Genomic DNA, 26,594 nt, shown 5'->3' with positions numbered 1-26,594 from the left:
ATGTAATGGCTGATCGGTATTCACGACAACAGTTGTTCAAACCAATTGGGAGTAAAGGACAAGAAAAAATTCGAAATAAACATGTGTTAATTGTAGGGGCAGGCGCATTAGGAAGTGCAAGTGCCGAAAGTTTCGTACGTGCAGGTGTTGGCAAGTTGACGATTATCGATCGTGACTACGTTGAATGGAGTAATTTACAAAGGCAACAATTGTACTCTGAACAAGATGCGAGAGAGAAAATGCCGAAAGCAATTGCTGCAAAAAATCGGCTAGAACAAATTAATTCGGAAGTACAAATACATGCTTTCGTAATGGATGCAACTTCAGAAAATATGGAAGGTCTATTAAAAAATGTAGATGTAATCATCGATGCAACAGATAATTTTGATATTCGATTTGTAATAAATGATTTATCACAAAAACATAATATTCCGTGGGTATATGGTTCTTGCGTTGGATCATATGGTATGAGTTATATAATTATTCCGCAAGAGACACCGTGTTTACATTGTATGCTGAAAAATATCCCTGTTACAGGTGTGACGTGTGATACTGCTGGGATTATTAGCCCGACTGTTCAAATCGTCGCAGCATATCAAGTGGCAGAAGCGCTCAAAATTTTAGTAGAAGATTTCTCAGCAATTAGAAAAACATTTTTCATGTTTGATATATGGAGTAATCAAAATCATTTTATAAAATTAGGGAAAATAAAAACAGACGCTTGTCTCTCATGCGGTTTGAATCGAACTTATCCTTATTTATCATACGAAAATCAAACGAAAGCAGCTGTTTTATGCGGAAGAAATACAGTTCAAATTAGAATAGTAGACAATAGGAAATACAATTTTGATGATATAGAAAAAGTATTAAAAAAACTGGGAAAAGTAGATCGGAATCCGTATTTACTATCTTGCCAATTCGATGATTACCGCATCGTTTTTTTTCGGGATGGTCGTGTTTTTATTCATGGTACAAATGATATTTCGAAAGCGAAACAACTATATTATCGCGTATTCGGTTAATAGAGAGGGTGTCAACAATGGAAAGAAGAGTGCCAATTACGGTTGAAGAAGCTGTTCGTAAAGTGATGGGATTTGCTGATAAGGGCTTAAAGGAGCTATTACCAATTGAATTAGCTTATGGACGTATATTAGCAGAGAATTTAGTAGCTGACCATGATGTACCGTCATTTAATCGTTCGCCGTATGACGGATTTGCTATTCGAGCAGAAGATACTAATTTAGCAAGTTATGAAACGCCAATTGTATTTGAAGTAGTGGGTGAAATTGGTGCAGGATCGCTATTCCATGAGAAAGTAGGTCCATTTCAAGCAGTTCGAATTATGACAGGAGCACAAATTCCGAATGGGTGTGATGCGGTTGTTATGTTAGAGCTGACTCGTCAATATGAGAAGAATGGCAACAATTATATGGAAGTGAAGCGATCATTCAAAACGGGCGACAATATTTCTTTTCAAGGTGAAGATGCTCGTAAAGGAACAGTTCTTGCAAAGAAGGGATCGTACATTAATCCAGGTATTTCAGCTCTTCTTGCTACATTCGGTTATAGTGAAGTACCAGTTGCGAGAAAGCCTGTAATTGGACTGTTAGCGACTGGGAGTGAATTACTGGATGTCAATGATTCATTACAGCCAGGGAAAATCCGAAACAGTAATACGTACATGATATTGTCTCAAATTCGAAGAGCGGGCGGAAGAGTAAAATATTTTGGGAAGTTTAGTGATGATTTTAATACGTGTTTTACAGCTGTGAAAGAAGCGCTTGGCCAAGTAGATATGTTAATTACAACGGGCGGTGTATCAGTAGGAGATTATGATTATTTACCAGCTATTTACGAAAAGTTAGGTGCATCTGTTCTTTTTAATAAAGTTGCAATGCGACCAGGAAGTGTTACGACTGTAGCACAATTAAATGGCAAGTTATTATTTGGTTTATCAGGGAATCCATCAGCTTGTTACGTAGGGTTTGAATTATTCGTAAGACCGTGTATTCGGACGTATATGTTTAGTGAAAAAGTACATTTAAAAAGAGAAAAAGCGTTATTAGGAGAAGATTTTCTAAACCCGAATCCATTTACAAGATTTGTACGAGCAAAATTGCAATATGATGAGGGGAAATTAATCGCTTATCCATCAGGGTTTGATAAATCTAGCTCAGTTTCTTCATTGGCAGAATCCAACGCGTTTATCGTATTGCCGGGCGGGACAAGAGGATATAAAAAAGATATGTTTGTCGATGTTCTTTTATTAGAAGATAACGAAGGTAGTGAATGGCCTTGGACATTTCATAAAGTGAGAGGTGGTTTTAATGGGACAAGTGCTATTTGAGATTGTAGATAAACCGATTTTAGTTGAAGAAGTAACGAATAAAGTCGCAAGAAGGGAAGCAGGTGCGATTACAACATTTATTGGTACGGTGAGAGAATTAACAAAAGGAAAACGAACGCTACATTTAGAGTATGAAGCATATAAACCGATGGCAGTAAAACAACTTATGAGAATTGGTGAAGAAATTAGTGAAAGATGGCTGGATGCAAAAGTAGCAATTACGCACCGTGTAGGGCGGCTAGAAATAATGGATATTGCGGTAGTCATTGCAGTTTCATCACCGCATCGTAAAGTAGCTTATGAAGCGAATGAGTACGCGATTGAACGTATAAAACGAATCGTTCCAATTTGGAAAAAAGAATTTTGGGAAGATGGAACGATGTGGGTTGGAGATCAACTTGAAAACACACCTTATCCAGAAGGAAAACCAAAGAAGGAAGAATGAGAAAATGATTACAATTTTACTGTTTGCAAATTTGCGTGAGGAAGTTGGATCGGATCGATTAGTAATTTCAGAAAAGCAAGAAATGACAGTGCAGCAATTAAAAGAATGGCTCAAAGCCAGCTATTGTTTACAATCGCTGGATAAAGTGATGGTGGCTGTTAATGAAGAGTTTGTAATGAATGAAGAGATGATAAAAGCCGGAGATATAGTCGCATTAATCCCACCCGTTAGCGGGGGATAATAAGCTTTTTCACCAGATGAAGTGCCAAGAAAATGTTGTATATAAATTAGAATAAGAGAAGGGATGAGTTCTATGCTTACTCAAGAACAAATAATGAATGCATTAAAACATGTAGAGGATCCAGAGTTACACAAAAGTGTTGTAGAATTAAATATGGTTAGAAATATACAAATGAACGGAACAGAGGTTAAACTTGAAGTAGTACTAACAATCCAAGGTTGTCCGTTAAAAGCAAAAATTCAACAAGATATTGAAGAATCGCTTCACGCAATTGGTGCCTCTAAAGTGGAGGTAACATTTGGTTCTATGACACAAGAAGAACGTGCAGCTTTAACAGAGAAGTTAAAGCGAAATACTAGAACAGAAACTGGTATGCCGAGCATGCTTCGCCCGGATTCAGGAGTACGTTTTATTACGGTAACGAGCGGAAAAGGCGGAGTTGGAAAATCAACGGTGACAATTAATCTTGCAACTGCACTAGCTCGTATGGGCAAAAAAGTGGGGATATTAGATGCAGATATATATGGTTTTAGTATTCCAGCTATGATGGAAACGAATAAGAAACCAACGATGATTGATCAAACGGCAATTCCAGTCATTAGTCACGGTGTTAAAATCATGTCGATGGGATTCTTTACAGAAGGAAATAACCCAGTGATGTGGCGCGGACCGATGCTAAATAAATGGATTCAAAATTTCCTTGCGAATACGCACTGGGGAGAATTAGATTATTTATTACTTGATTTACCACCAGGTACAGGAGATGTTGCGATTGATGTTGCAGCGATGATTCCGCAAGCGAAAGAAATAATTGTTACAACTCCGCACAATATAGCTTCATTCGTTGCTTCAAGAGTTGGTGTAATGGCAAAACATACGAAGCATGAGATTTTAGGTATTGTGGAAAATATGGCTTATTATGAAGAACAAGATGGATCGAAAAATTATCTCTTCGGAAAAGGTGGCGGCGAAATGCTTGCAGAACAATTGCAAACAGAAGTAATTGCCAAAATACCTTTTGCGAAACGTGAAGAAAATAATGGTTCATCTGTATATGATGAAGATTCTCTTGTTGGAGAAGTGTTTACATCGTTAGCTGAGGATATTATTTATAGAGGATAGAGGGGGAAGTTTAGTATGGCATGTAACATTGATCATTCTATTGAAGATGTGATGAATAAGCTTGAAAGTCAAAAGAATTTTTTACCTGAAGGGATCTTTAAAGAGTTAAAGAGTTTTTTGCAAGGTATTCATTCACAGAAATTATTAAATGATGTTTTTCACCTCCTAAAAAAGTATGATTTAGTCAGTGAGGAAGAACGAGAGACGAGAAACGCACAATTGTTGTACATTTTGAATTAAGTACTCTTTGGCTTTAGAATTTTTTCAGAAGGGGTGAATGTGATGGATATGAAAAAGATGATTGAAACGATAGAAGTAACTAGAGTGACTGACGAGGAATTATCGATTTCGAATTTACATCCAAAGCTTGTGAAGTTGTATAGTCAAAAAGATAGTGCAGAGTATACGAAGCTATTAAAATATATTTTATCATTATCCGTACAGCTGAAGCTGAATCTTGTATTGAAATATTTTAGTGTACATCCCATTGTTGCTGCAGACGAGCGGGTGCAATTTTAAGAGATATTTAAATGCTTAGCTAAGAAAGATGAGAATGGGGAATGGTTTCTAAATTTTGTTTCTGTATATGTAGGGCTAATTGTAGTTCTTCGTTTTGATGAGAAAGTGATTGAGAGCAATTTTTTTGATGATATGGTAGTGGATGAATGTAATGAAATATAAGATTCTACTCATAACATTTTTCTATATTAAATGCTTTAACTGCGATTTTAGTTGGTTATGTAAATATGAAGGTAACTAATTAAGAAAAAGGAATGAAACTAGTTGGATAAAAAGAGTTCTTCAGTTGTTTCCGTCGTTTTTTCGTGTTACTATTAATCGAATTTTTCATAAGGAGAGAAAGCGATGAAATGGATTTATTTTCTTATTATTAACGTTATAGCTTTTAGCCTTATGGGGCTTGATAAACGAAAAGCAAAGAAGAAACAGTGGAGAACGCCAGAAAGTACGTTGTTTTTATCGGCGGCAGCTGGAGGAGCAGTTGGAGCTTGGATCGGCATGTATATGTTTCATCATAAAACTCATAAAAAGAAATTTGTTTTCGGCATACCGTTACTTGTTGTAATAACGGTATGTTTATTATTCGTTGTATGAGAAATGTCGAAAGAAATGCAGATTGATTATTGGTAAAGTGAGCATGTGAGACCGTATAATGGAGAAAAAATGAGAAGAGGAGAAAAAGGAAGATGGGGAGTCAATCAGCAGAGCAAAAAAAAGGGATACTATACGCGGCTGGTGCTTACACGATGTGGGGAATCCTACCGATTTATTGGAAATGGGTTGAGGAAGTTCCAGCAGATGAAATATTAGCACACCGCATCGTTTGGGCATTTGTTTTTATGTTACTCGTATTAGGTGTTACGAAGAGGTTTCGTCAGTTTATTGGGGAATTTGTGAATCTTTTTAAACGACCTAAATTATTAATGTCATTAACAATAGCTTCAGTCTTGATTAGCGGAAACTGGTTTGTTTACATATGGGCCGTTAATCATAATCATGTTATTGAAGCGAGTCTTGGCTATTATATTAATCCGCTTATTAGTATTTTACTTGGTACAGTCGTTTTAAAGGAAAAGTTAAACTTCTGGCAATATGTTGCAGTTGGTTTAGCTGGAGTGGGGGTTATCATTTTAACAGTGCGTTTCGGATCTATTCCGTGGGTTTCTCTTTCACTTGCCTTTTCATTTGGATTATACGGATTAACGAAAAAACTGTTAAACTATGATGCTACAATTGGACTTACGATGGAAACGATGTTAGTGACACCGCTTGCAATCATTTACCTTGTTATGACAGGCGCCCATGGTTTCGGCTCATTTGGATCTATTTCAATGTTATCGACATTACTATTAATAGGAGCAGGTATTGTTACAGCTCTACCACTTTTTTATTTTGCAAAAGGAGCCCAACTTATTCCGCTTTATATGGTAGGTTTTTTACAATATATTGCACCAACAATTAGCTTAATTTTAGGTGTATTCGTATTTGGTGAACATTTCACATCTACTCATATGATTGCATTTTTCTGTATATGGGTTGCATTATTTGTATTCTCGGTAGCGAAGACTAAGTTTTTAGTGCAGAAACAACCGAAATTTATAAAAAATAAATCAGCAAAAGTATCATAATGCGTAGTATTTTCTACGCATTTTTCTTTATACTTATATTATATAGAATTTCCATTATAGTCAGTAAGGAGCTGAGAACATGGAAACAATTTTACATAATGATCCGCTTATGGCAGCTGTAATTTCATGGTTTTTAGCACAATTAACGAAAGTAGTCTTCAAATTAGTTAAAACAGGTGAATTTGATTTTGCAAAGTTTTTTGCTTCAGGTGGGATGCCAAGTTCTCATGCTTCAACAGTTACAGCGCTTGCTACAGGAGTTGGAGTAGTGGAAGGTGTGGAAAGCTCGATGTTTGCGGTTGCTACAATTTTTGCCATTATTGTTATGTATGATGCTTCAGGAGTGAGGCTTGCAGTAAGTAAACAAGCAAAAATATTGAATGACTTTTTTCACGGTAGAGAAACAGAATATAAGAAGTTAAATGAACTTGTTGGGCATACACCGTATGAAGTAGTAGTCGGTGCTTTATTAGGGATTATTGTCGGAGTAGGGTATTGTTTATGAGCAGAACATTTTATATGTTCTGCTTTTCTTTGTTTTTATACATATTCAGCTACCTTTTTGAATATCGTTATACGGATTTCGAAAGGGTGGGTGAGCAACTTGTTATTATATGAAAAAGTGCATGAAGAAATAGCGAGAAGAACAACTGCACTTCAAACAATGCAACGGCAAGATGGTACGTGGCGGTTTTGTTTTGAAGGAGCGCCACTAACAGATTGTCATATGATTTTTTTATTAAAATTATTAGGTAAAGATAAAGAGATAGAACCGTTTGTAAAAAGATTAGCATCACTCCAAACAAATGAAGGAACATGGAAATTGTATGAAGATGAAGTGGGTGGTAATTTATCTGCTACAATTCAATCTTATGCTGCCTTACTTGCATCGGAAAAATATACAAAAGAAGATGTGAATATGAAGCGAGCGGAAATGTTTATAAATGAGCGCGGTGGGGTAGCGCGTGCTCATTTTATGACGAAGTTTTTATTAGCGATTCATGGAGAATATGAATATCCTTCTCTCTTTCATTTGCCAACACCAATTATGTTTCTGCAGAATGATTCCCCTCTCAGTATTTTTGAACTGAGTAGCTCAGCACGTATTCATTTAATTCCGATGATGTTGTGTTTAAATAAAAGATTTCGAGTAGGGAAAAAGTTATTGCCAAATTTAAATCACATTGCAGGCGGGGGCGGAGAATGGTTTCGGGAGGATCGGTCTCCAGTTTTTCAAACGTTAGTAAGTGACGTGAAGAAAATTATAACGTATCCACTTTCTTTGCATCATAAAGGATATGAGGAAGTAGAACGTTTTATGAAAGAGCGTATTGATGAAAATGGAACATTATATAGCTACGCAACTGCCTCGTTTTATATGATTTATGCTTTACTTGCATTAGGACATTCTATTCAATCACCAATTATTCAAAAAGCTATAACGGGAATCACATCTTATATATGGAAGATGGAGAGAGGGAGCCATTTGCAAAACTCTCCATCAACTGTATGGGATACAGCTTTACTCAGTTATGCTTTGCAAGAAGCTCAAGTTCCGAAAGCAAGTAAAGTGATTCACAATGCATCAGCATATTTACTAAGAAAACAGCAAACGAAGAAAGTAGATTGGAGTGTACATGCACCGGATCTCTTCCCAGGTGGTTGGGGCTTTTCGAATGTGAATACGACGATTCCAGATATTGATGATACAACTGCTGCGTTAAGAGCATTGGCGCGAAGTAGAGGGAACGAAAATGTAGACACTGCTTGGAAGCGAGCGGTTAATTGGGTTAAAGGATTGCAAAATAATGATGGTGGTTGGGGGGCTTTTGAAAAAGGGGTAACGAGCCGTATATTAGCAAATTTACCAATCGAAAATGCAAGTGATATGATTACAGATCCTTCTACACCAGATATTACAGGAAGAGTATTAGAATTTTTCGGAACGTATACGCAAAATGAATTGCCCGAGAAACAAAAACAAAGTGCGATAAATTGGTTAATGAATGTACAAGAGGAAAATGGATCGTGGTATGGGAAATGGGGAATTTGTTATATATATGGTACGTGGGCAGTGTTGACTGGTTTACGGTCACTAGGAATACCATCTAGCGATCCATCAGTGAAACGAGCAGCTTTATGGCTTGAACATATACAGCATGAAGATGGTGGCTGGGGAGAATCTTGCCAAAGTAGTGTGGAAAAAAGATTTGTTACTTTGCCATTTAGTACACCATCCCAAACAGCATGGGCGTTAGATGCCCTCATTTCTTACTATGATAAAGAAACGCCAGTCATTCGAAAAGGTATTTCATATTTGCTCTCCAACTCTTATATAAATGAAAAATATCCTACTGGAACAGGTTTACCAGGTGGGTTTTATATTCGTTATCATAGTTATGCTCATATATATCCATTGCTTACTTTGGCTCATTATGCAAAAAAATATAGAAAATAAACCGAGAGATGTCTCTCGGTTTATTTTGTTGGGTAGTAGGTCCCTTTTGAAAAGAATAAGGTTGTGATGTACCTTATTTTTCGGTTGATTGGCGCTTTTGACGTGCATCAGCGGCATTTGCACGTGCGTTTGCTTCTAAGTCATTGTGGTCAGCGAGTTCGCGAGAGAACTCAACATCAATGCCATCAGTTGCTTTGCTTTGTTTGAAATTCTTTTTGTTCATTCGACACAATCTCCTTGCGTTTATGCGACGTTGCAAAGTTAGTTTGACACAAATAGACTTTTTTATACAAAGAGGAATTGGAAAGCAAGGAGCCGAAATATACAGTATAAGTAATAGAAATGGGGGATAGGAATGGAGTTTTTAAATGGGAAAACAGCTGTTGTAACAGGAGCTGCACAGGGAATTGGAAAAGAGATTGCAAGGGTTTATGCAAAACTAGGGGCGAAAGTATTAATTAGCGATGTAAATGAAGAGAATCTACAAAAAACGACACGTGAGTTATCAGATGAAGGATATGAAGTGTGCTCATATCGATGTGATGTGAGTAATCAAAATGAAGCAAAGTCGTTAATTGAATATGCGGTTCAAAAATTTGGTACATTACATATTTTGGTGAATAATGCTGGAATTACAAGAGACGCAATGTTACATAAAATGGAGAAATCTGCTTGGGAACAAGTATTACAAGTGAATTTAACTGGAGTTTTTTATTGTATGCAACCCGCGCTTCTTTACATGAGACAACAAGGGTATGGACGCATTATTAATATATCTTCAATTAGTAGAGAAGGAAACATAGGTCAAGCAAATTATGCGGCTACAAAGGCAGGAGTTGTAGGATTAACGAAAACAGCAGCGAAAGAAGTTGGAAGTTTCGGTATTACTTGTAATGCGATTTGTCCGGGGTTTATGGATACAGATATGACCAAAACGATACCAGATAAAGTGAAAGAAAAGATGGTTGGCGCTATTCCAGTTGGTAGAATTGGAACGCCAGAAGATATTGCGAACGCAGCAGCCTTTTTAGCATCAGAATACGCATCTTATATTACAGGTGAAGTATTAAATGTGAGCGGAGGACTGCAAGTTTAAAGGAATACATAATGAAAAGAACCTGACCAGGTAGGTCAGGTTCTTTCTCATTAATTTAAGTTAAGCCAAACGCTCTTTACTTCTGTATAGTTATTTAATGCGTAAGATCCCATTTCACGGCCAAGACCAGATTGTTTAAATCCTCCAAATGGAGATGCTGCATCAAAGACGTTATAGCAGTTTACCCATACTGTACCTGCACGTACTTTACTTGCAACATAGTGTGCTGTTTTAACATTTTCTGTCCACACACCAGCGGCTAAGCCGAATTGTGATTTATTTGCACGTTCAATTACTTCGTCAATATCGTTAAACGGTATTGCAGAAATAACTGGACCGAAAATTTCTTCTTTTGCGATCGTCATTTCATCATTTACGTCAGCGAATACTGTAGGAGAAACGAAGTAGCCTTGATCGAATGGATTACTTCCTCCGCAAAGTACTTCAGCGCCTTCTTCAATCCCTTTTTCAATGTAGCCCATTACCCGTTTTTGTTGTTCTTCGGAAACGAGAGGGCCAATTGTTGTTTCAGGGTTAAGACCGACACCTTGATTTAGTTTTTTAGAATAGAGGACGAGATCAGCCATGACATTATCATACATTTTCTTCGGAACAAATAAGCGTGATCCAGCAGAGCATACTTGTCCTTGGTTAAACATAACACCAGAAAGTGCACCAGGAATCGCGCGAGATAAATCAGCATCTGGCAATATGATATTTGGTGATTTACCGCCTAATTCAAGTGTAACGCGTTTTAATGTTTCGGATGCTTGTCGCATAATTTGTTTACCGACAGGAGTAGAACCGGTAAATGCAATTTTATCAACGAGTGGATGATTAACGAGAGCTTGTCCAGCTGATTCACCGAATCCAGGTACGATATTAATAACACCTTTCGGGAATCCAGCTTCTTCAATTAATTCAGCTAAGTATAGAGCAGATAGTGGAGTTTGTTCTGCAGGTTTTAAAACGATTGTACATCCTGTAGCAAGCGCTGCTCCCATTTTCCACATTGCCATAAGAAGCGGGAAGTTCCAAGGGATAATTTGACCAACGACACCAACAGCTTCATGGCGTGTATAGTTAAAGTAATCACCGGAAACAGGAATTGTTTGACCAACGATTTTCGTAGCCCATCCAGCGTAATAGCGCATATGCTCAATTGCAAGTGGTATGTCTGCTGCCATTGTTTCACGGATTGGCTTTCCGTTATCTAATGTTTCGAGCTGTGCAAGCTCTTCTTTATGTTCTTCCATTAAATCAGCTAACTTGTACATGAGACGGCTTCGCTCAGCGGTGCTCATACGAGACCAAGGACCTTCGTCAAAAGCCATACGAGCTGCGACTACAGCTTTATGAATATCTTCGCGACCAGCTTCAGAAACGACGGCAAGTGTTTCACCAGTTGCTGGGTTAGGTGTTTTAAATGTTTTACCGGAAGCGCTTTCAATGAAAGATCCATTCACATATAACTTTTTTGTACCTTGAAGAAATTTCTCTACCTTTTCATGAAGATTTACAGCTAGTTGACTCATTGTATAACCCCCTTGAAAATATAATGTAAACGCAGTACGAGACGGCGCTTATTCCGAAATCAAGGATGTGGAAACTAGATGGAAAGCCTCTAATTAAAATCATAATTAAGAAATACTGAAAATTCAAATTTCATTTGTGTTACAATTGTAAAAAATATGTAATGTAAGAGAATCTTCTATATGATTATAAAAAATCCTGCTTGTTTTTGCTTTCTAGTAGGAAAAACTAGAAGAACAATGGTACAATAATACATCGTGAGAGGAGGGGTAAAAATGAAAGATTATCATGATGATCCACGCTTTCGAATAGCCCATAGAGAAGCGTTAATTGGTCTTGGACTTGCTATTATTAATTTTATAATATGGTACGGATTTGCTTATGGGCTTGGTAGTAAAAATCCGAATGAATATACATATGTATTAGGTTTTCCCGCATGGTTTTTTTATAGCTGTATCGTTGGATTTATCGTTATGGTTATTTTACTTAGTTTAGTTGTTCGTTTTGTATTTCAAGATATTTCACTCGATGAGGAAGAAAAAAGTGAGGAATAATAGATGAATTGGTATGTAATCATTCCAATGATAATTTCGTTTATCGTTGTATTTTTAATTGGTGTATATGCTTCAAGACGTGTACAAGCAACTGCTCATAATAAATTTTTACAAGAATATTTTCTTGGTGGGCGTGAGCTAGGCGGTTTATTATTAGCGATGACAATGATTGCTACGTACGGTAGTGCAAGTAGCTTTATTGGTGGCCCTGGTATTGCTTACAATATGGGTCTTGGATGGGTACTGTTATCTGCGATTCAAGTTGTAACAGGCTATATCGTTTTAACGGTTATCGGTAAAAAGTTTGCAATTATCGCTAGGAAGATGGAAGCAATTACTCTTATCGATTATTTAAAAGGGAGATACAATAATAAAGCAGTTGTTATACTTTCTGCGTTATGTATTATTATCTTTTTATTTTCAGCGACAGTAGCCCAGTGGGTCGGTGGTGGACGATTAATCGAGTCACTAACTGGTCTATCGTATACAACAGCACTATTTTTATTTACTTTTTCTGTACTTGTGTACGTATTAATTGGTGGATTTCGTGCAGTTGCTCTATCAGATACATTATTAGGAATCATTATGTTAGTTGGAACGACAATCATTTTAATTGCTACTGTCATTGCTGGTGGTGGAATTGAAAAGATTATGCAGGAACTTGTTCAAATTAATCCAAAGTTAATTACACCATTCGGAGCAGATGGCAGTTTAACGAAATCATATGTTACATCATTTTGGATTTTAATTGGAATTGGCGTTGTCGGCTTACCGCAAATTAGCGTGCGTGCCATGTCTTATAAAAATTCAAAAGCGATGCATCAAGCTTTAATAATTGGAACCGTTGTCGTTGGCACAATTATGATCGGTATGCATTTAACTGGTGTATTTGCAAGAGTAGTACTTCCAGGTATAACGGTACCAGATAAAGTAATGCCGCTACTTGCGATGGAAGTGTTACCTCCTTGGTTAGCTGGAGTTTTCTTAGCTGCACCGATGGCAGCGATTATGTCTACAGTAAACTCTTTATTATTACTTGTAAGCTCGTCAATTATTAAAGATATATATGTAAATTACATAAATAAAGATGCAGCAGACAGTACGATAAAAAAAGGAAGTTTGTGGATTACTGGTATTGTAGGACTACTCGTTTATGCAGCGGCGATTAAACCACCAGATTTTTTAATATGGCTAAATTTATTTTCTTTCGGTGGATTAGAAGCAGCATTCATTTGGCCAATCGTATTAGGGTTATATTGGAGGAAAGGAAATGCTACAGGAGCGCTTGCGTCTATTTTAGTTGGGGTAGGCTCATATATGTGTATTCATCTTTTCTATCCAAATCCGTTCGGTATACATACAGTTGTCTTCCCGATTTGTTTTGCGTTTATCGCTTATGTTATTGGAAGTATGAGTGCTGTAAAAAAAACAGTATAGGTTAGCTGAAGAACGTAGTCCTTATAAGACTGCGTTTTTTCGTATGAATTTGTTCTTTTTTTATTCTGTATATCCACGGTTATTCATAAATTAATAACAACTGAGGGGATGGAGTTGAGGTCGATGAAAAAAGTGTTATTTTTAGGAGACCCAGGAATTGATGACTCTTTAGCAATTATGTATGGATTGTTGCATCCTGATATTGATATTGTTGGTGTAGTAACGGGATATGGAAATGTAACACAAGAAAAGGCGACAAGTAATGCCGCATATTTATTGCAAATGGCAGGACGGGAAGATATACCTGTTATTAATGGTGCGAAAATTCCTTTATCCGGAGATATTACGACGTATTATCCAGAAATTCATGGGACAGACGGTTTAGGGCCAATTAAACCTCCAAAAACTTTTTCACCAAATATAAAGCCTTTTTGTACATTTTTTGATCTTCTTGAAAAATATAAAGGAGAATTAATAATAGTCGATGCTGGTAGATCAACAACATTAGCGACAGCATTTATTTTAGAAAAGCCGATGATGAAGTATGTGAAAGAATATTATATAATGGGCGGTGCTTTCTTAATGCCTGGCAATGTAACACCAGTCGCAGAGGCGAATTTTCATGGTGATCCCATTGCGTCACAATTAGTTATGCAAAATGCCAAAAATGTGACATTAGTGCCACTTAACGTTACATCTGAAGCAATTATTACACCGGAAATGGTAAAATATATTACGAAACACTCTAAAACGAGTTTTAATAAGTTAATCGAGCCGATATTTACGTACTATTATAAAGCTTATAGAAAGTTAAATCCGAAAATAAAAGGAAGTCCAGTACATGACGTCGTTACAATGATGGTTGCGGCAAATCCATCCCTTTTAGATTATGTATATCGTCGTGTCGATGTAGATACAGCTGGAATTGCAAAAGGAGAGAGTATTGCTGATTTTCGGCCTCAACCTGATGCAAAAGCATTAAAAAATTGGGTGCGAATTGGTTGGTCGTTACATTATAAAAAGTTTCTTGAGGATTTTGTGAAATTTATGACGTAGACATAATAGGAGCATACAAGTTAAAATAATGGAGATGGTTATGTAAATGACCATCTCCATTATTTTGTTTTTAAATGATAAATAGAGAAGAGTTACACAATAGGAGAGGAATTTTACTTGAAAAAAACTATAGTATGCGCAGTAATTGTGGGTATTTTTGTTTTGCTAATATCGGGTAACTTTTTAGTGAAAAAAGTGTGGAGTTCAAATAATGATGATGCACAGTATATTGCATCTTTTATTGAAGAACATAAAGATGAAAAAAATAGTGCGCTTCTAGTAAAGAGAAATGATAAAGTTGTTTATTCTGTAAACCCAAATGTTGTATTGCCAGTTGCTAGTACGATGAAATTAATTGTGGCGCTTGAATATACGAAACAAGTTACTGAAGGGAAAATTGATTCTTCTAGTTTCGTGTCGATTAATGATGTGAATCGCTATTATGTGCCGAATACAGATGGTGGTGCACAAGATAGATGGCAAAAGTATTTGGAGAAAACGGGCAAGATAACTGAAGGAGCGGTTTCTTTAGAAGAAGTGGCAAAAGGAATGGTTAAGTTTAGTTCGAATGCAAATGCTGAATACTTAATGGAATTGTTAGGATTAGATAACATCAATCGAAATTTACAAAGTTTATCACTTCCTGCACATCAACCACTATTTCCAATCGTTTCATCTTTGTATATCCCGGGATATTTGCATAAAGAATTACATGTTCCAAAATATAAAATAGAGAAAAAGTTAAAAGAAATGTCTCAAGAGCAATATCGTGAATATGCGATGATTATTCATGAACGCTTAAAGAAGAAGGGACCATTATTACAGAAGGAAATTCCGCTTTATTTAGAGGAACGTTACGACAAAATTTGGTCAGATAGATTACCAGCAGCTTCTGCAAATGATTATATGGTATTACTTCAAAAGGCAAACCATAAAGGTGGCTTGACAGAAGCTGAAGAAAAAGTGTGGGCAAATATCGTTGAAACAGACATGAGTGCCAAGAAATACCGTAAAACATTTAGACATGCTGGGCAAAAGAATGGTTATACACCATGGACGGTTACAAAAGCAGTTTACGCTATGGATAAACGTGGAAACTGTACGGAGATTGTGTTTTTGGCGAATAATTTAAATGAAGACGATAGTGCAGAAATACGGAAACATTTAGCAAACTTACATTTCCAAGTGTTGCAAAGTGATAAGTATGATGCGACTTTTATTAAATAAACTCGGTGCAGAGAGCACCGAGTTTATTTTGATGTACAGGCACTTTTTTTCTATCAATGGGTATGATGGGTAGTAATACTTAGGTGAGAGGGGAAAAGGTGATGAAACAGAGTAAGGAAGAGTTTATAAAGAGTGAAGGCGCTGATTTCCCTGGAAAAACATATGTGGATTGTGTATTACAACATGTATTTGATTTTCAACGAAATTACTTATTGAAAGATATGTTTCAAGTGCATAAAGCACATATTACGATGCTGACTGAAGAAAGTTTAATAAAAATAGAAGAAGCTAAAGTTATATTAAACGCACTTAGAAAAGTAGAGCGAATACCAAAAGATAAATTGGTATATACAGAGCAGCATGAAGACCTCTTTTTTTTAATCGAACATTTAATTTCTCAAGAAGCGAAATGCGATTTTGTAAGTAATATGCATATTGGTAGAAGTAGAAATGATATGGGTGTAACGATGTATCGCATGAGTTTAAGGCGGTATATATTACGATTAATGGAACATTATTTGCTATTGCAAGAAAGTGTACTGCAACTTGCTGATGATCATAAGGAAACGATCATGCCAGCTTATACACATACACAACCGGCACAGCCAACAACATTTGGTCATTATACGTTAGCAATTTATGATACGATGCAAAGAGATTTAGAACGAATGAAAAAAACGTACCAGCTTTTAAATCAGTCTCCAATGGGGGCGGCTGCACTCTCTACAACAAGTTTCCCGATTAAACGAGAACGAGTTGCTCATCTACTTGGATTTACAACTGTAATTGAGAACTCATATGATGCTGTTGCCGGAGCGGATTATTTATTAGAAGTTAGCTCGCTACTTATGGTAATGATGACGAATACGAGTAGATGGATTCATGACTTTTTGTTGTTAGCAACGAAAGAATATGACGGTATTACTGTTGCAAAGCCATATGTACAAATTAGTAGTATTATGCCGCAAAAACGAAATCCGGTTTCAATTGAACACGCTCGTGCAATTACGAGTAGTGCTTTAGGAGAAGCATTTACAGTATTTCAAATGATTCATAATACACCATTTGGTGATATTGTCGATACGGAAGATGACTTGCAGCCATATTTATATAAAGGGATTGAAAAGGCGATTCGTGTTTTTTGTATGATGAATGCAGTGATCCTAACGATGAAAGTAGAAGAAGAAACGTTAAAAAGTCGTTCCTATAAACATGCAATAACGATAACGGATTTCGCTGATGTTTTAACGAAAAATTATGAAATTCCATTTCGGCATGCTCATCATGCAGCAAGTGCTATTGCAAATATGTCATTGGAGCAGAAAAAAGAACTACATGAATTACACTTCAAAGATGTAAATATGTATTTGCAAGAACATTTTAAAATAAATTTATTAGAAAAAGAGTGGAAAGAAATTATATCGCCAGAAGCTTTTATTCAAAAAAGAAATGTATACGGTGGACCGAGTAAAAAAGAAATGAAGCGTATGATTAAAAATCGAAAAGAGTCCTTTCGAAAAGAAGAAGATGTATTTGAAAAGGAAAAACAGAGAATTTTACAAGCTGAAAATGCCTTGAATACATTAGCTTTGAATATTATTGAATCGTAAAAGAGGGATTTAATGAATTAATCGCCAATACTTAATTAAAATATAAATAGAGAGAAGAGATTGTCGATGATTCAATTACATGTATATGAAGAGATTTTTCATTTTAAAGAAGATGTTACACCATTTCTAGAAAAGAATGAGCAGGAAAACAATCTCATATTAGGTGTATTACAAATGGTTCAAGAACCGATATTTATGGGGATAGCGAAACAAGGAGAAGACATTGCGGTTGTATTTCTGCAAACAGAAGAGAAGAAACAAATCATTGTTGCAACTTCTGAAATTTCGGGAGTAGCTATTGAGGAACTTGCAAAAGAGTTAACGAAAGTATATCCGGATATTCCTGGATTGATCGGTAATAAGAAAATTGTACAGAAATTAGCGGAAGAGATTGCGGTATTAGAAAATAAGAAAATGAATGTTGCAATGGAGCAAGGTGTGTATGAGTTGAACAGAGTAAAGAAGAAGTGTAATGCGAATGGACTTTTTCGAGCGGTAAATAATGATGAATTACCATTAATAGAACAGTGGATATATCAATTTTGTGAAGATGTAAAGCTTCCTACTACGAAAGAAGAAGCAAAACAAACTGCATATACATTAATAACTACAAATCGACTGTTTGGTTTGGAAGTGGATGGGAAACTCGTTTCTGTAGCTGCAAAAACGAGACCAACTAAAAATAATATAACAGTTAATTTTGTATATACGCCGAAAGAAGCAAGGAAAAAGGGATACGCATCTAAGTGTGTAGCGGCACTTAGTCAACGTATGTTAGATGAAGGGTACAAGACGACTACGTTATATACTGATTTAGCGAATCCGACATCGAATAAAATTTATCAAGAAATTGGTTATGAGCAAATTGCGGAGTCTGTGCATATATTTTTAGAGAAGTAGAACAAAAAGGCGTGCTATTTTAGCACGCCTTTTTGTTATTCATCGATTCTAATAACCTCGCCTTGAGGGAAGTCCTCAGTTTCTAGTAAGTTACGAATAGCTTTCGCAACATATTCAGGTGATAATAGTTTTCCTTCTTCTTTTAATGCAATGAAGCGGTCCAAATTTATGAAATCTTCTTTATTTGTTTCGCGAATTTGTGATTGCATATTTGTATCAACAACGCCAGGTGCAAAAGCGACGATTTTTACTGGATATTCTTTTTCCACTTCTTCAGTTGCTACGCACTGTGTAAACATATTTACACCAGCTTTCGTTGTACAATAAGCGCCCCAGCCAAAGTAAGGGTTTTTTCCTGCACCAGATGAAATGTTAATAACGCGTTTATCTACTTTCCAGTCTTTCGTATGTTTCATAAATGTAGATGTAAGAATCATAGGTGCAAGTAAATTAATGTGAACGTTCGTAATGAATTGTTCACTTTCAGCTTTTTCAATTGGCTTCATAGGTGCAACTGTACCCGCATTATTAATTAAATGAATAGAGGATACATTGTCTTTTTTAATAGATGAAATGATCTCTTTAAAGTTAGTTTCTAAGTTATGTACATCTTGAAGATCTAGGGAATGAAAAATGCAATTGCTGTTATATTGCTCTGCAAGTTTTGTAAGCTCTTGATTTTCTCTTCTAGAAATAGAGATGACAGTTGTATTTTTTTCTAATAATTGCGTAGCGATTGCCTCACCTAAACCTTGTGAAGTTCCTGTTATGATAACGTAGCGCATAGTTTTATAAACCCCTCTCATATGTGCGGAATTTTGTTGGACAACGTACATTGTATAGTTTGTCTACATTTTATAGTATAGAGCACTTTTTACTATAATTGAAATGAGATGATTGTGTGCCTTTTATAAATAGGTTTACGACAACAGTACCTGGTGCCGTCACGTTTACTGGGAATACGCTGGGACTTAGCCCTACATCACCTGCACCAGGTAATATTTTTGGTACACTTGCTGTGTTTACGACAGTAAATACAGCATTGCAAGTACCAGGGTTCCCAGCAGGGACAACAGATGAATGGCAATTGAATTCTTCAAGTGCAATTTTAAATCTTCCAGCGGGAAGCAGTGTATTATATGCAGAATTAGTTTGGGCTGGTACTTTCCGGACTGATACGGAAGATGTGTTACCATTTTTAAATGATAACATTACATTTACAACGCCAGCAGGGACGTTTTCTGTTACGCCAGATCCTGCTACCGCGCAGCAAGGTTCAGTAGGAAATCAGTTTTATTATGCTCGCTCTGCCAATGTAACAAATCTTGTTAGTGCAGGTGGAGCAGGCACATATACAACGGGTGCTGTGCCAGCTGCAAGAACTTCAGCCGACCCGACAATCAGTCGTTCAGCTGGATGGACGCTTGAGGTTGTGTATCAAAATGCAAGTTTACCACTTCGAAATTTGTCAGTATATGCAGGTCAAGAAATTATCGATGCTTCATCCCCGCCAGTTGATGCTACAATTTCAGGTTTTGCTACGCCGGCAACAGGAGCTGTTACAGGAAGAGTGCTCGTAACTGCTCAAGAAGGTGATTCTAACATTGTTGGAGATCAACTTCGCTTTGGGCCGAATGCAAATGCTACAGTTGCATTATTCGGACCGAGAAATCCTGCGAATAATTTCTTTCAGTCACAAATTTGTAATGATAGTGGAAATTTAGATACGAGCGGCACGTTTGGAGATTTGAATCAGCCGTTAGGGGTAGCTTTGGCCGTCCGAAGACAAGGGTGGGATATTACGAATGTAGATGCCTCCTCATCTTTAGTAAACAGTCAAACATCAGCAACGGTTCGATTTGTTACAAATGGAGATGGATACGCAGCAGCTGGTTTTGGTGTTCAAATTGATGCAACAGGTCCAATTATTAATCCTGTTAAATCAGTTAATAGAACAGTCGCAGGGGTAGGGGATACCCTCACTTATACGATTACGGTCCCAAATACAGGAACAGGAAGTGCAGAAAACGTTGTATTACGTGATAGTATTCCGAACGGAACGACGTTTGTTGCAGGTAGTGTTACGGTAGGGGGAGTAACACAGCCGAATGCAAACCCTTCTAATGGAATTAATTTAGGTACAATCCCAAATAACACGCAAAGAATTGTTACATTTCAAGTTCGAATAATATCATTCCCGAATCCCAATCCTATTTTAAATCGTGCAATGGTGTCATATCAATTTCGTCCTTTCGTTGGTAGTCCTCCTATTACAAGTACGTCTTCTTCAAACACAGTACAAACGACAGTGAATCAAGCAACTATAAGTATGCAGAAATCTGTAGATTTACAGACGGCAACGCTTAATGATGTATTAACGTACACAGTTAATATCACAAATAATGGAAATGTCACTGCGAGCAATGTTATTTTTGTTGATAGTATCCCTGCTGGAACAACATTTGTCGCAAATAGCGTTACGGTAAATGGAGTAGCGCGTCCAGGAGCGAATCCAGCAAGTAGTATTAATCTAGGAAGTATTAATGCTTCGCAAACGACTGTAGTGCGCTTTCAAGTTCGAGTAACATCGAACCCTCTTGTCAATCCAATTCCAAACCGTGCAAGTGCAACATTTACCTTTACTCCAGTGCCTGGTCAACAACCAGTTTCAGGGCAAGCGACAAGTAATACTGTAGTTACGACAATTAATATAGCTGATATAACAACGAGAAAAACAGTGGATAGAGCTTTTGCAACGGTTAACGATGTTCTTACGTACACGGTAACAATTCAAAATACAGGAAATGTACTTGCAACGAACGTTATTTTTCAAGATCCAATACCAATTGGAACGACATTTATAGCAAATAGTGTGACTGTGGATGGGGTTTCACAACCTGGGGTAAATCCAGCGACTGGGTTTACAGTAGCAAATATATCTCCCGGCGGAAGTAGGACAGTGACTTTTCAAGTACGAGTGACATCAACGCCATCAGGAGGCACAATTGCGAATCGCGGAAATGTAACTGCTAATTTCGTCGTTATTCCAAATCAGCCACCAATAACGATTAATAGACAAACGAATACAGTTGTGACACAAGTTAATACAGGCGGTTTAAATGTAATAAAAGAAGTGAATACAACGCAAGCGGCAGTAGGAGACACTTTAACATACACAATTGCCGTTCAAAATACAGGAAACGTTCCGTTAACAAATGTATTTTTCCAAGACGCTATTTCTTCCGCTGTTTCATTTGTTGCAAATTCTGTAACAATTAATGGAGTACAGCAAAGTGGACTAAATCCGAATACAGGATTCTCTCTTCCGAATATTCCTGCGGCTCAAACGGTTGTAGTCACATTTGACGTAGTAATTGTACAGAATCCAGAAAATGAAGATATTTTAAATCAAGCAAATGTAACAGCAAGCTTTCAAGTGAATCCGAATGAACCACCAGTAACAATCAATGTACCGAGTAATGTTGTGAATACGACAGTACAATCAGGAAACTTTGAAGTTGTGAAAGCAGTCAATACGGATGTTGCAACAGTAGGGGATATTTTAGTATATACAATAGAAGTCATAAATGCAGGTAGTGTACCAGCTACGAATGTATTTTTCCAAGATTCAATTCCCCAAGGGACATTATTTATTGAAAATAGTGTAGTTGTGAATGGTGTTTTACAAGAAGGGGCAGATCCAGAACTTGGATTCCCATTAAATAATTTGCCTACTGGCGCCAGTGTTATTGTTACATTTGAAGTATTAATTGATGAAATTCCCCAAGGAAATAATGTTGTAAATAATGCGAATGTAACTGGAGATTTCCTTGTAAATCCAACAGAGCCGCCGATTACTGTAACAGTACCAAGTAATACTGTTATGACGATCGTGAATTCTTCAGGGTTAAATGTAATGAAAAGTGTAAGTGCTACTGAAGCCGGTGTAGGAGATACGTTAACGTATACAGTTCGTATACAAAATAGTGGAACGGTGACAGCGACAAATGTATCATTCCTTGATCCGATTCCAGTTGGAACCACTTTTGTAGCGAATAGTGTAACAATAAACGGGACACCTCAACCAGGTTTAAACCCGACAACTGGATTTCCACTTGCTAATATTCCAGTAGGAGGAATGGTGACGGTCACTTTTCAAGTGACAATCACGAGTGTACCACCAAATAGAGTTCTTCCGAATAATGCGAATGTCACTGCTGATTTCCAAGTAAGTCCTCTCCAGCCACCAATTACAATTGTAACGATTAGTAATATTGTTGTGACGCGAGTGAATGTAGGATCACTTAATGTAATGAAGAGTGTAAATACACTACAAGCCGGTGTAGGAGATACGTTAACGTATACGATTCTTATTCAAAATACAGGAACTGTTCCTGCAACGAATATTGTTTTTCAAGATCCAATTCCGTCTGGTACTGCCTTTGTAGCAAATAGTGTGACGATAAATGGAGTCGTACAGCAAGGCGCGGATCCTATGCTAGGTTTCCCGGTACCAAATATTCCGGTCGGGCAAACGGCTACGATTACGTTTCAAGTTACAGTGACGAGTGTTCCGAGCGGTGGAAATATAAGAAACCAATCGAACGTTACTGCAAGTTTTCTTATAAATCCAGCAAACCCTCCAATAACGACTGTTACAAATAGTAATTTTGTAGTGACGCAAGTAAACACAGCACAGTTAAATATACAAAAATCTTCATCTGTACAACAAGCAGCACTTGGAGAAACTTACACGTATTCTGTTGTCATTCGAAATAACGGTACAGTAACAGCAACGAATGTCTCTTTCCTTGATCCAATTGCTTTAGAAACAACTTTTGTAGCAAATAGTGTAACGATAAATGGAACGCCACAACCTGGATTTGACCCAAATGTTGGTTTCCCGCTTCCTAATATTGCAGCTGGAACATCATTGACAGTAACGTTCCAAGTTACGGTAGTTGCACCGTCTACACGTGGAGCGGTATTAAATACAGCATCTGCTACAGCCACTTTCTTATTAAATCCTTTACAGCCACCTGTAACAACAACGAATTCAAGTAATACAACGGTAGTTACAATACCGTTACCTCCTCCTGGTGAAGTAACTGCAACAAAAACAGTTGATGTTGCAACTGGGGCCGTTGGGGATGTATTAACGTATACTGTGCTCATTTCAAACGTAGGAATTATCCCTGTTACAGATGTGTTCTTCCAAGATGTCATACCAGAAGGAACGACGTTTGTTGACAATAGTGTAACGATAGGTGGAGTGCAGCAACTTGGTTTAAATCCAGAAATAGGATTTACAGTTACTCCATTATTAATCGCTGGTGGAAGTATTGAGGCCACATTCCAAGTGACGATTACAGAAATTCCAGATAATGAAGTCATATTAAATGATGCAGATGTTACATTTACTTCACAACCAAATCCGCAGGAACCACCGATTACGGAAACGATATTAACAAATTTAGTCGTTACGACAATTAATATAGCCTTTATTTTTCCATTGAAACTAGTAGATAAAGAAGTAGCGACGGTAGGAGAAATATTAACGTATGATGTATTGATTTTTAATTTCGGAACAGTGCCAGCGACGAATGTTCAATTTATCGATACTACTTCCGCGGGTGTAGCATTTGTACCAGGAAGTGTGAGCATAAACGGGGTACCAGCACCAGGATTAGATCCTTTCATTGGTTTTACAGTTCCAGATATACCTGTCGATGATTTTGTACTTGTCACATATCAGGAAGTGGTTACAAGCATACCAGAAGGTGGAACGATTGTTAATTTTGTAGACGTTACAGCTACATTTGCTGTAAGTGAAACAGAACCGCCTATTACGGAAACAACGACAAGTAATACGACATTAACAGAAATCAATAAGCCTGGTTTGAATGTTTTAAAATCAGTGAGTCAGCCGGTTGTTGCAGTAGGCGATACAATCACATATACAACAGTAGTTCAAAATACAGGAACAGTGCCAGCAACGAATGTTCAATATAGTGATGTATTACCTTCCTCTATAGCATTCGTGCCGAACACTGTAACGATAGACGGTGTGTTACAACCTGGATTCAATCCGAATAATGGATTCCCGCTTCCAGATATAAACCCAGGTGAAAGTGTAGAAGTCATCTTCCAAGTAACCGTTGTTAGTGCGCCATCAAACGGAACAATTGCCAATACGGCAAATGTAACTGGAAGTTTTGTATTAGTACCAGGAGAACCACCAGTTATAGTAACAGAGCCGAGCAATACAACACTTACAACTGTAAATAGAGGGCAATTTAATGTTATTAAACAAGTAAATAGGGTTGCTACTCTCGTTGGAGATATATTAACGTATACGGTTCAAATAACAAATACTGGAACAGTAACAGCTAATGCTGTTCAGTTTGTTGATACCATTTCAGCAGGGGCGTCATTTGTACCAAATAGTGTAACGATAAATGGAGCCTCGCAACCAAACTTAAATCCGATTACTGGATTTGGAGTTGGAGATATCCCAGTTGGTGAAACAGTTATAGTGACGTTTCAAGCGACAGTTACAAACATCCCGTCATCAGGAACAATTACGAACGTTGCAAATATAACAGGAAGCTTTACTTTAGTGCCAGGAGAACCACCAGTTGTAGTAACAGAGCCGAGTAATACGACGATAACTAGAGTGAATAGAGGACGATTCAGCGTTATAAAATCTGTAAATAAAGAAGCGACACGATTAGGAGATACGTTAACGTATAGTGTGCAAGTTACAAATACGGGAACGGTAACAGCAACGAATGTTCAGTTTATCGATGTTCCATCACCTAGTTTAGAATTCGTTCCTGGAAGTGTACAAATAAATGGGATTCCGCAAGTAGGTTTAGATCCATTTGTAGGCTTTGCATTGCCTGATCTTGCAGTAGGGGATAGTGTATTAATTACATTTGAAGTAAATGTAATCGCAGTTCCGCCTTCTAGTAGCATTATGAATACAGCAAGAGTAACGGGTGATTTCGAATTGATTCCAGGAGAACCTCCGTCTACAATTACAAATTCAAGTAATACGACGGTTACGCCGGTAAATAGAGGTAGCTTAGATATGCTAAAAGAAGTAGACCATTCAGTTGTTGGTGTAGGAGAAACGGTAACGTATACTGTTCGTATATTAAATACTGGTACTGCTGATGCAATGAATGTTCAATTTATCGATGTGCTATCTCAGGAAGCTGATTTCGTTCCAAATAGTGTAACGATAAATGGGGTTCCGCAACCGGGGGTAAATCCGCAGATTGGATTTACGATACCTGATATACCAGTTGGTGAGACGGCACTTGTAACATATGAAGCTACGATTACAAGTTTTCCGGATGGTGGTACAGTAGTGAACGTTGCTGGGGCGTTAGCAGAATATATTTTAGTACCAGGGGAGCCGCCAGTTACAGTGATGGATACAAGCAATACAGTTATAGTGACGGTAAATACTGCAATCTTATTTGTTGCAAAAGGAGCAAACTTTGAAGTAGCAATGATAGGGGATGTTGTCACTTACGGAATCGCTGTTATAAATGATAGTACAGTTCCTGTGACCAATATTGTGTTAACAGATATCATTGATCCGAATACGCTATTTATAAATGGTACGGTAACGGTAAATGATGTACCTCTTCCATTTGCTAATCCGAATACTGGTATTCCGTTAGGTGATTTTCAGCCAAATGATGCAGCAATTATTAATTTCCAAGTTGTAATAATAGGAGGGCAAGTAAATAATTTAGTTACAAATACTGCTACAGCGAATGGGCTTGCAACTGTAAATCCGAATGAGCCGCCAGTAGTAGTTGAAGGTGATAGTAATACAGTTGTTATCCCGTTTATTCCTCAAAATGTCTCAACGACAGTCGTAAAAACGGCAGATTTACAGGTAGCAACAATTGGAGATGTCATTACGTTTACGACAGTCATCACAAATACGGGTGATACTGTAATGCAAAATATTCGTTTTCAAGATATGTTAGATAGTAGTGTTCGATTTGTTCCTGGAAGTGTAACGGTTGATAATACGCCAGTGCCGAATGTAAGCCCGGCAGTAGGGTTTCTTATCGGAAGTTTAAATCCTGGTGAAGCAAGGACAGTTTCGTTCCAAGTAGCAGTACAGAGCGCGCCAAATGGTTCAGGAAATTATATAAATCAAGCGAGTATTCGTTTTGAACATCAAGTAGGCACAGTATTGCCACCTGTTACACAAATAGTAGAAAGTAACATAGTTGTCATTCCATTTGTTCCAACGATTGAACAAATTTGCGAAACGAATCTTAATTGCTTAGGGAAAATTCCTTTTCAATGTTCTCCGTGTGATCATTTGCAAATAAAGAAAAAATAAATGAAGAAAGAGCATCCTGTAAGAGAAGGATGCTCTTTCTTCATTAA

Annotated in this window: 21 protein-coding genes and 1 pseudogene; 19 read left to right on the top strand and 3 right to left on the bottom strand. The window is 37.2% G+C overall.

The window, feature by feature from the left end; all coding sequences use genetic code 11:
* Nucleotides 1-5: 5 nt before the first annotated feature.
* The 11 genes and pseudogenes from ACTFR3_RS05265 (at nt 6) to ACTFR3_RS05215 (ending at nt 8,760) form a co-directional block, all read left to right on the top strand.
* Nucleotides 6-1,022, top strand: coding sequence for a molybdopterin-synthase adenylyltransferase MoeB (locus ACTFR3_RS05265; protein WP_440044228.1), 1,017 nt, complete (start codon nt 6-8; stop codon nt 1,020-1,022).
* Nucleotides 1,023-1,039: 17 nt separating this feature from the next.
* Entirely contained in the window at nt 1,040-2,347 is a 1,308-nt protein-coding gene (locus ACTFR3_RS05260; RefSeq protein ID WP_440044227.1) for a molybdopterin molybdotransferase MoeA, read from the top strand.
* Complete coding sequence (moaE, locus tag ACTFR3_RS05255; RefSeq protein ID WP_000531881.1) at nt 2,328-2,792, top strand: molybdopterin synthase catalytic subunit MoaE; 465 nt, start codon at nt 2,328-2,330, stop codon at nt 2,790-2,792. The genes ACTFR3_RS05260 and moaE overlap by 20 nt, the downstream gene beginning before the upstream one ends.
* Nucleotides 2,793-2,796: 4 nt before the next feature.
* The gene (gene moaD / locus ACTFR3_RS05250) at nt 2,797-3,033 is read left to right on the top strand and encodes a molybdopterin converting factor subunit 1 (RefSeq protein WP_000628500.1); all 237 of its coding nucleotides are present in this window, start codon (nt 2,797-2,799) and stop codon (nt 3,031-3,033) included.
* Between the two features lie 72 nt (nt 3,034-3,105).
* Nucleotides 3,106-4,155 carry a P-loop NTPase gene (locus ACTFR3_RS05245; protein WP_000957508.1) on the top strand — a complete coding sequence of 350 codons (1,050 nt, stop codon included), beginning with the start codon at nt 3,106-3,108 and terminating at the stop codon, nt 4,153-4,155.
* A gap of 15 nt (nt 4,156-4,170) precedes the next feature.
* Nucleotides 4,171-4,395: a hypothetical protein gene (locus ACTFR3_RS05240; protein WP_000752375.1), complete on the top strand. Its 225-nt coding sequence runs from the start codon at nt 4,171-4,173 to the stop codon at nt 4,393-4,395.
* Nucleotides 4,396-4,437: 42 nt separating this feature from the next.
* Nucleotides 4,438-4,836 (top strand): annotated as a pseudogene (locus tag ACTFR3_RS05235) (hypothetical protein).
* A gap of 183 nt (nt 4,837-5,019) precedes the next feature.
* Entirely contained in the window at nt 5,020-5,268 is a 249-nt protein-coding gene (locus ACTFR3_RS05230; RefSeq protein ID WP_000871349.1) for a DUF1294 domain-containing protein, read from the top strand.
* A gap of 92 nt (nt 5,269-5,360) precedes the next feature.
* Nucleotides 5,361-6,302: an EamA family transporter RarD gene (rarD, locus tag ACTFR3_RS05225; RefSeq protein ID WP_000535539.1), complete on the top strand. Its 942-nt coding sequence runs from the start codon at nt 5,361-5,363 to the stop codon at nt 6,300-6,302.
* Nucleotides 6,303-6,381: 79 nt separating this feature from the next.
* The gene (locus ACTFR3_RS05220) at nt 6,382-6,807 is read left to right on the top strand and encodes a divergent PAP2 family protein (protein ID WP_000447820.1); all 426 of its coding nucleotides are present in this window, start codon (nt 6,382-6,384) and stop codon (nt 6,805-6,807) included.
* Nucleotides 6,808-6,906: 99 nt separating this feature from the next.
* Nucleotides 6,907-8,760 carry a terpene cyclase/mutase family protein gene (locus ACTFR3_RS05215; protein WP_440044226.1) on the top strand — a complete coding sequence of 618 codons (1,854 nt, stop codon included), beginning with the start codon at nt 6,907-6,909 and terminating at the stop codon, nt 8,758-8,760.
* 73 nt (nt 8,761-8,833) lie between these two features.
* Here ACTFR3_RS05215 and ACTFR3_RS05210 read toward each other — a convergent pair whose 3' ends face one another.
* Nucleotides 8,834-8,983 carry a YfhD family protein gene (locus tag ACTFR3_RS05210; RefSeq protein WP_001035815.1) on the bottom strand — a complete coding sequence of 50 codons (150 nt, stop codon included), beginning with the start codon at nt 8,981-8,983 and terminating at the stop codon, nt 8,834-8,836.
* Between the two features lie 132 nt (nt 8,984-9,115).
* Between ACTFR3_RS05210 and fabG the strand changes: the two genes are divergently transcribed.
* Nucleotides 9,116-9,856 carry a 3-oxoacyl-ACP reductase FabG gene (fabG, locus tag ACTFR3_RS05205; protein ID WP_000395038.1) on the top strand — a complete coding sequence of 247 codons (741 nt, stop codon included), beginning with the start codon at nt 9,116-9,118 and terminating at the stop codon, nt 9,854-9,856.
* 50 nt (nt 9,857-9,906) lie between these two features.
* On the opposite strand, the gene dhaS is transcribed toward fabG, so the two are convergent.
* Nucleotides 9,907-11,391 (bottom strand): aldehyde dehydrogenase DhaS, encoded by a 1,485-nt coding sequence (gene dhaS / locus ACTFR3_RS05200; RefSeq protein ID WP_000080281.1) that lies wholly within the window; start codon nt 11,389-11,391, stop codon nt 9,907-9,909.
* A gap of 273 nt (nt 11,392-11,664) precedes the next feature.
* On the opposite strand from dhaS, the gene ACTFR3_RS05195 reads away from it, so the two are divergent.
* From ACTFR3_RS05195 to ACTFR3_RS05170, 6 genes are all read left to right on the top strand, one after another.
* A complete protein-coding gene (locus ACTFR3_RS05195) occupies nt 11,665-11,943 on the top strand; it encodes a YhdT family protein (RefSeq protein ID WP_000656239.1) in 279 nt (92 codons plus the stop codon).
* A gap of 3 nt (nt 11,944-11,946) precedes the next feature.
* Nucleotides 11,947-13,380 (top strand): sodium/pantothenate symporter, encoded by a 1,434-nt coding sequence (gene panF, locus ACTFR3_RS05190; protein WP_001104820.1) that lies wholly within the window; start codon nt 11,947-11,949, stop codon nt 13,378-13,380.
* Nucleotides 13,381-13,503: 123 nt separating this feature from the next.
* Nucleotides 13,504-14,436, top strand: a complete 933-nt coding sequence (locus tag ACTFR3_RS05185; RefSeq protein WP_000756458.1) for a nucleoside hydrolase — start codon at nt 13,504-13,506, stop codon at nt 14,434-14,436.
* Nucleotides 14,437-14,553: 117 nt separating this feature from the next.
* Nucleotides 14,554-15,663 (top strand): serine hydrolase, encoded by a 1,110-nt coding sequence (locus tag ACTFR3_RS05180; protein WP_000751366.1) that lies wholly within the window; start codon nt 14,554-14,556, stop codon nt 15,661-15,663.
* A 101-nt stretch (nt 15,664-15,764) separates the two neighbouring features.
* The gene (argH, locus tag ACTFR3_RS05175) at nt 15,765-17,273 is read left to right on the top strand and encodes an argininosuccinate lyase (protein WP_025687003.1); all 1,509 of its coding nucleotides are present in this window, start codon (nt 15,765-15,767) and stop codon (nt 17,271-17,273) included.
* A 66-nt stretch (nt 17,274-17,339) separates the two neighbouring features.
* Complete coding sequence (locus ACTFR3_RS05170) at nt 17,340-18,173, top strand: GNAT family N-acetyltransferase (RefSeq protein WP_440044225.1); 834 nt, start codon at nt 17,340-17,342, stop codon at nt 18,171-18,173.
* A gap of 35 nt (nt 18,174-18,208) precedes the next feature.
* On the opposite strand, the gene ACTFR3_RS05165 is transcribed toward ACTFR3_RS05170, so the two are convergent.
* The gene (locus ACTFR3_RS05165; RefSeq protein ID WP_001271070.1) at nt 18,209-18,958 is read right to left on the bottom strand and encodes a (S)-benzoin forming benzil reductase; all 750 of its coding nucleotides are present in this window, start codon (nt 18,956-18,958) and stop codon (nt 18,209-18,211) included.
* Between the two features lie 116 nt (nt 18,959-19,074).
* On the opposite strand from ACTFR3_RS05165, the gene ACTFR3_RS05160 reads away from it, so the two are divergent.
* Nucleotides 19,075-26,547: a DUF7507 domain-containing protein gene (locus tag ACTFR3_RS05160; protein ID WP_440044224.1), complete on the top strand. Its 7,473-nt coding sequence runs from the start codon at nt 19,075-19,077 to the stop codon at nt 26,545-26,547.
* Nucleotides 26,548-26,594: the final 47 nt, after the last annotated feature.

This window comes from Bacillus cereus group sp. MYBK14-1 (assembly GCF_051916885.1).
Taxonomy (GTDB): domain Bacteria; phylum Bacillota; class Bacilli; order Bacillales; family Bacillaceae_G; genus Bacillus_A; species Bacillus_A cereus.
Note: the sequence above shows the minus strand (reverse complement) of the source record. Positions and strands in the feature narration are given on the sequence as shown.

Excerpts from the sequence above, each read along its gene's own strand:
- moaD (WP_000628500.1), top strand. The coding sequence starts at position 2,797 with ATGATTACAATTTTACTGTTTGCAAATTTGCGTGAGGAAGTTGGATCG.
- dhaS (WP_000080281.1), bottom strand. The coding sequence starts at position 11,391 with ATGAGTCAACTAGCTGTAAATCTTCATGAAAAGGTAGAGAAATTTCTT.
- ACTFR3_RS05265 (WP_440044228.1), top strand. The coding sequence starts at position 6 with ATGGCTGATCGGTATTCACGACAACAGTTGTTCAAACCAATTGGGAGT.
- moaE (WP_000531881.1), top strand. The coding sequence starts at position 2,328 with ATGGGACAAGTGCTATTTGAGATTGTAGATAAACCGATTTTAGTTGAA.
- ACTFR3_RS05230 (WP_000871349.1), top strand. The coding sequence starts at position 5,020 with ATGAAATGGATTTATTTTCTTATTATTAACGTTATAGCTTTTAGCCTT.
- ACTFR3_RS05165 (WP_001271070.1), bottom strand. The coding sequence starts at position 18,958 with ATGCGCTACGTTATCATAACAGGAACTTCACAAGGTTTAGGTGAGGCA.
- ACTFR3_RS05245 (WP_000957508.1), top strand. The coding sequence starts at position 3,106 with ATGCTTACTCAAGAACAAATAATGAATGCATTAAAACATGTAGAGGAT.
- ACTFR3_RS05260 (WP_440044227.1), top strand. The coding sequence starts at position 1,040 with ATGGAAAGAAGAGTGCCAATTACGGTTGAAGAAGCTGTTCGTAAAGTG.
- ACTFR3_RS05185 (WP_000756458.1), top strand. The coding sequence starts at position 13,504 with ATGAAAAAAGTGTTATTTTTAGGAGACCCAGGAATTGATGACTCTTTA.
- ACTFR3_RS05195 (WP_000656239.1), top strand. The coding sequence starts at position 11,665 with ATGAAAGATTATCATGATGATCCACGCTTTCGAATAGCCCATAGAGAA.
- argH (WP_025687003.1), top strand. The coding sequence starts at position 15,765 with ATGAAACAGAGTAAGGAAGAGTTTATAAAGAGTGAAGGCGCTGATTTC.
- panF (WP_001104820.1), top strand. The coding sequence starts at position 11,947 with ATGAATTGGTATGTAATCATTCCAATGATAATTTCGTTTATCGTTGTA.
- fabG (WP_000395038.1), top strand. The coding sequence starts at position 9,116 with ATGGAGTTTTTAAATGGGAAAACAGCTGTTGTAACAGGAGCTGCACAG.
- ACTFR3_RS05240 (WP_000752375.1), top strand. The coding sequence starts at position 4,171 with ATGGCATGTAACATTGATCATTCTATTGAAGATGTGATGAATAAGCTT.
- ACTFR3_RS05220 (WP_000447820.1), top strand. The coding sequence starts at position 6,382 with ATGGAAACAATTTTACATAATGATCCGCTTATGGCAGCTGTAATTTCA.
- ACTFR3_RS05170 (WP_440044225.1), top strand. The coding sequence starts at position 17,340 with ATGATTCAATTACATGTATATGAAGAGATTTTTCATTTTAAAGAAGAT.
- rarD (WP_000535539.1), top strand. The coding sequence starts at position 5,361 with ATGGGGAGTCAATCAGCAGAGCAAAAAAAAGGGATACTATACGCGGCT.
- ACTFR3_RS05210 (WP_001035815.1), bottom strand. The coding sequence starts at position 8,983 with ATGAACAAAAAGAATTTCAAACAAAGCAAAGCAACTGATGGCATTGAT.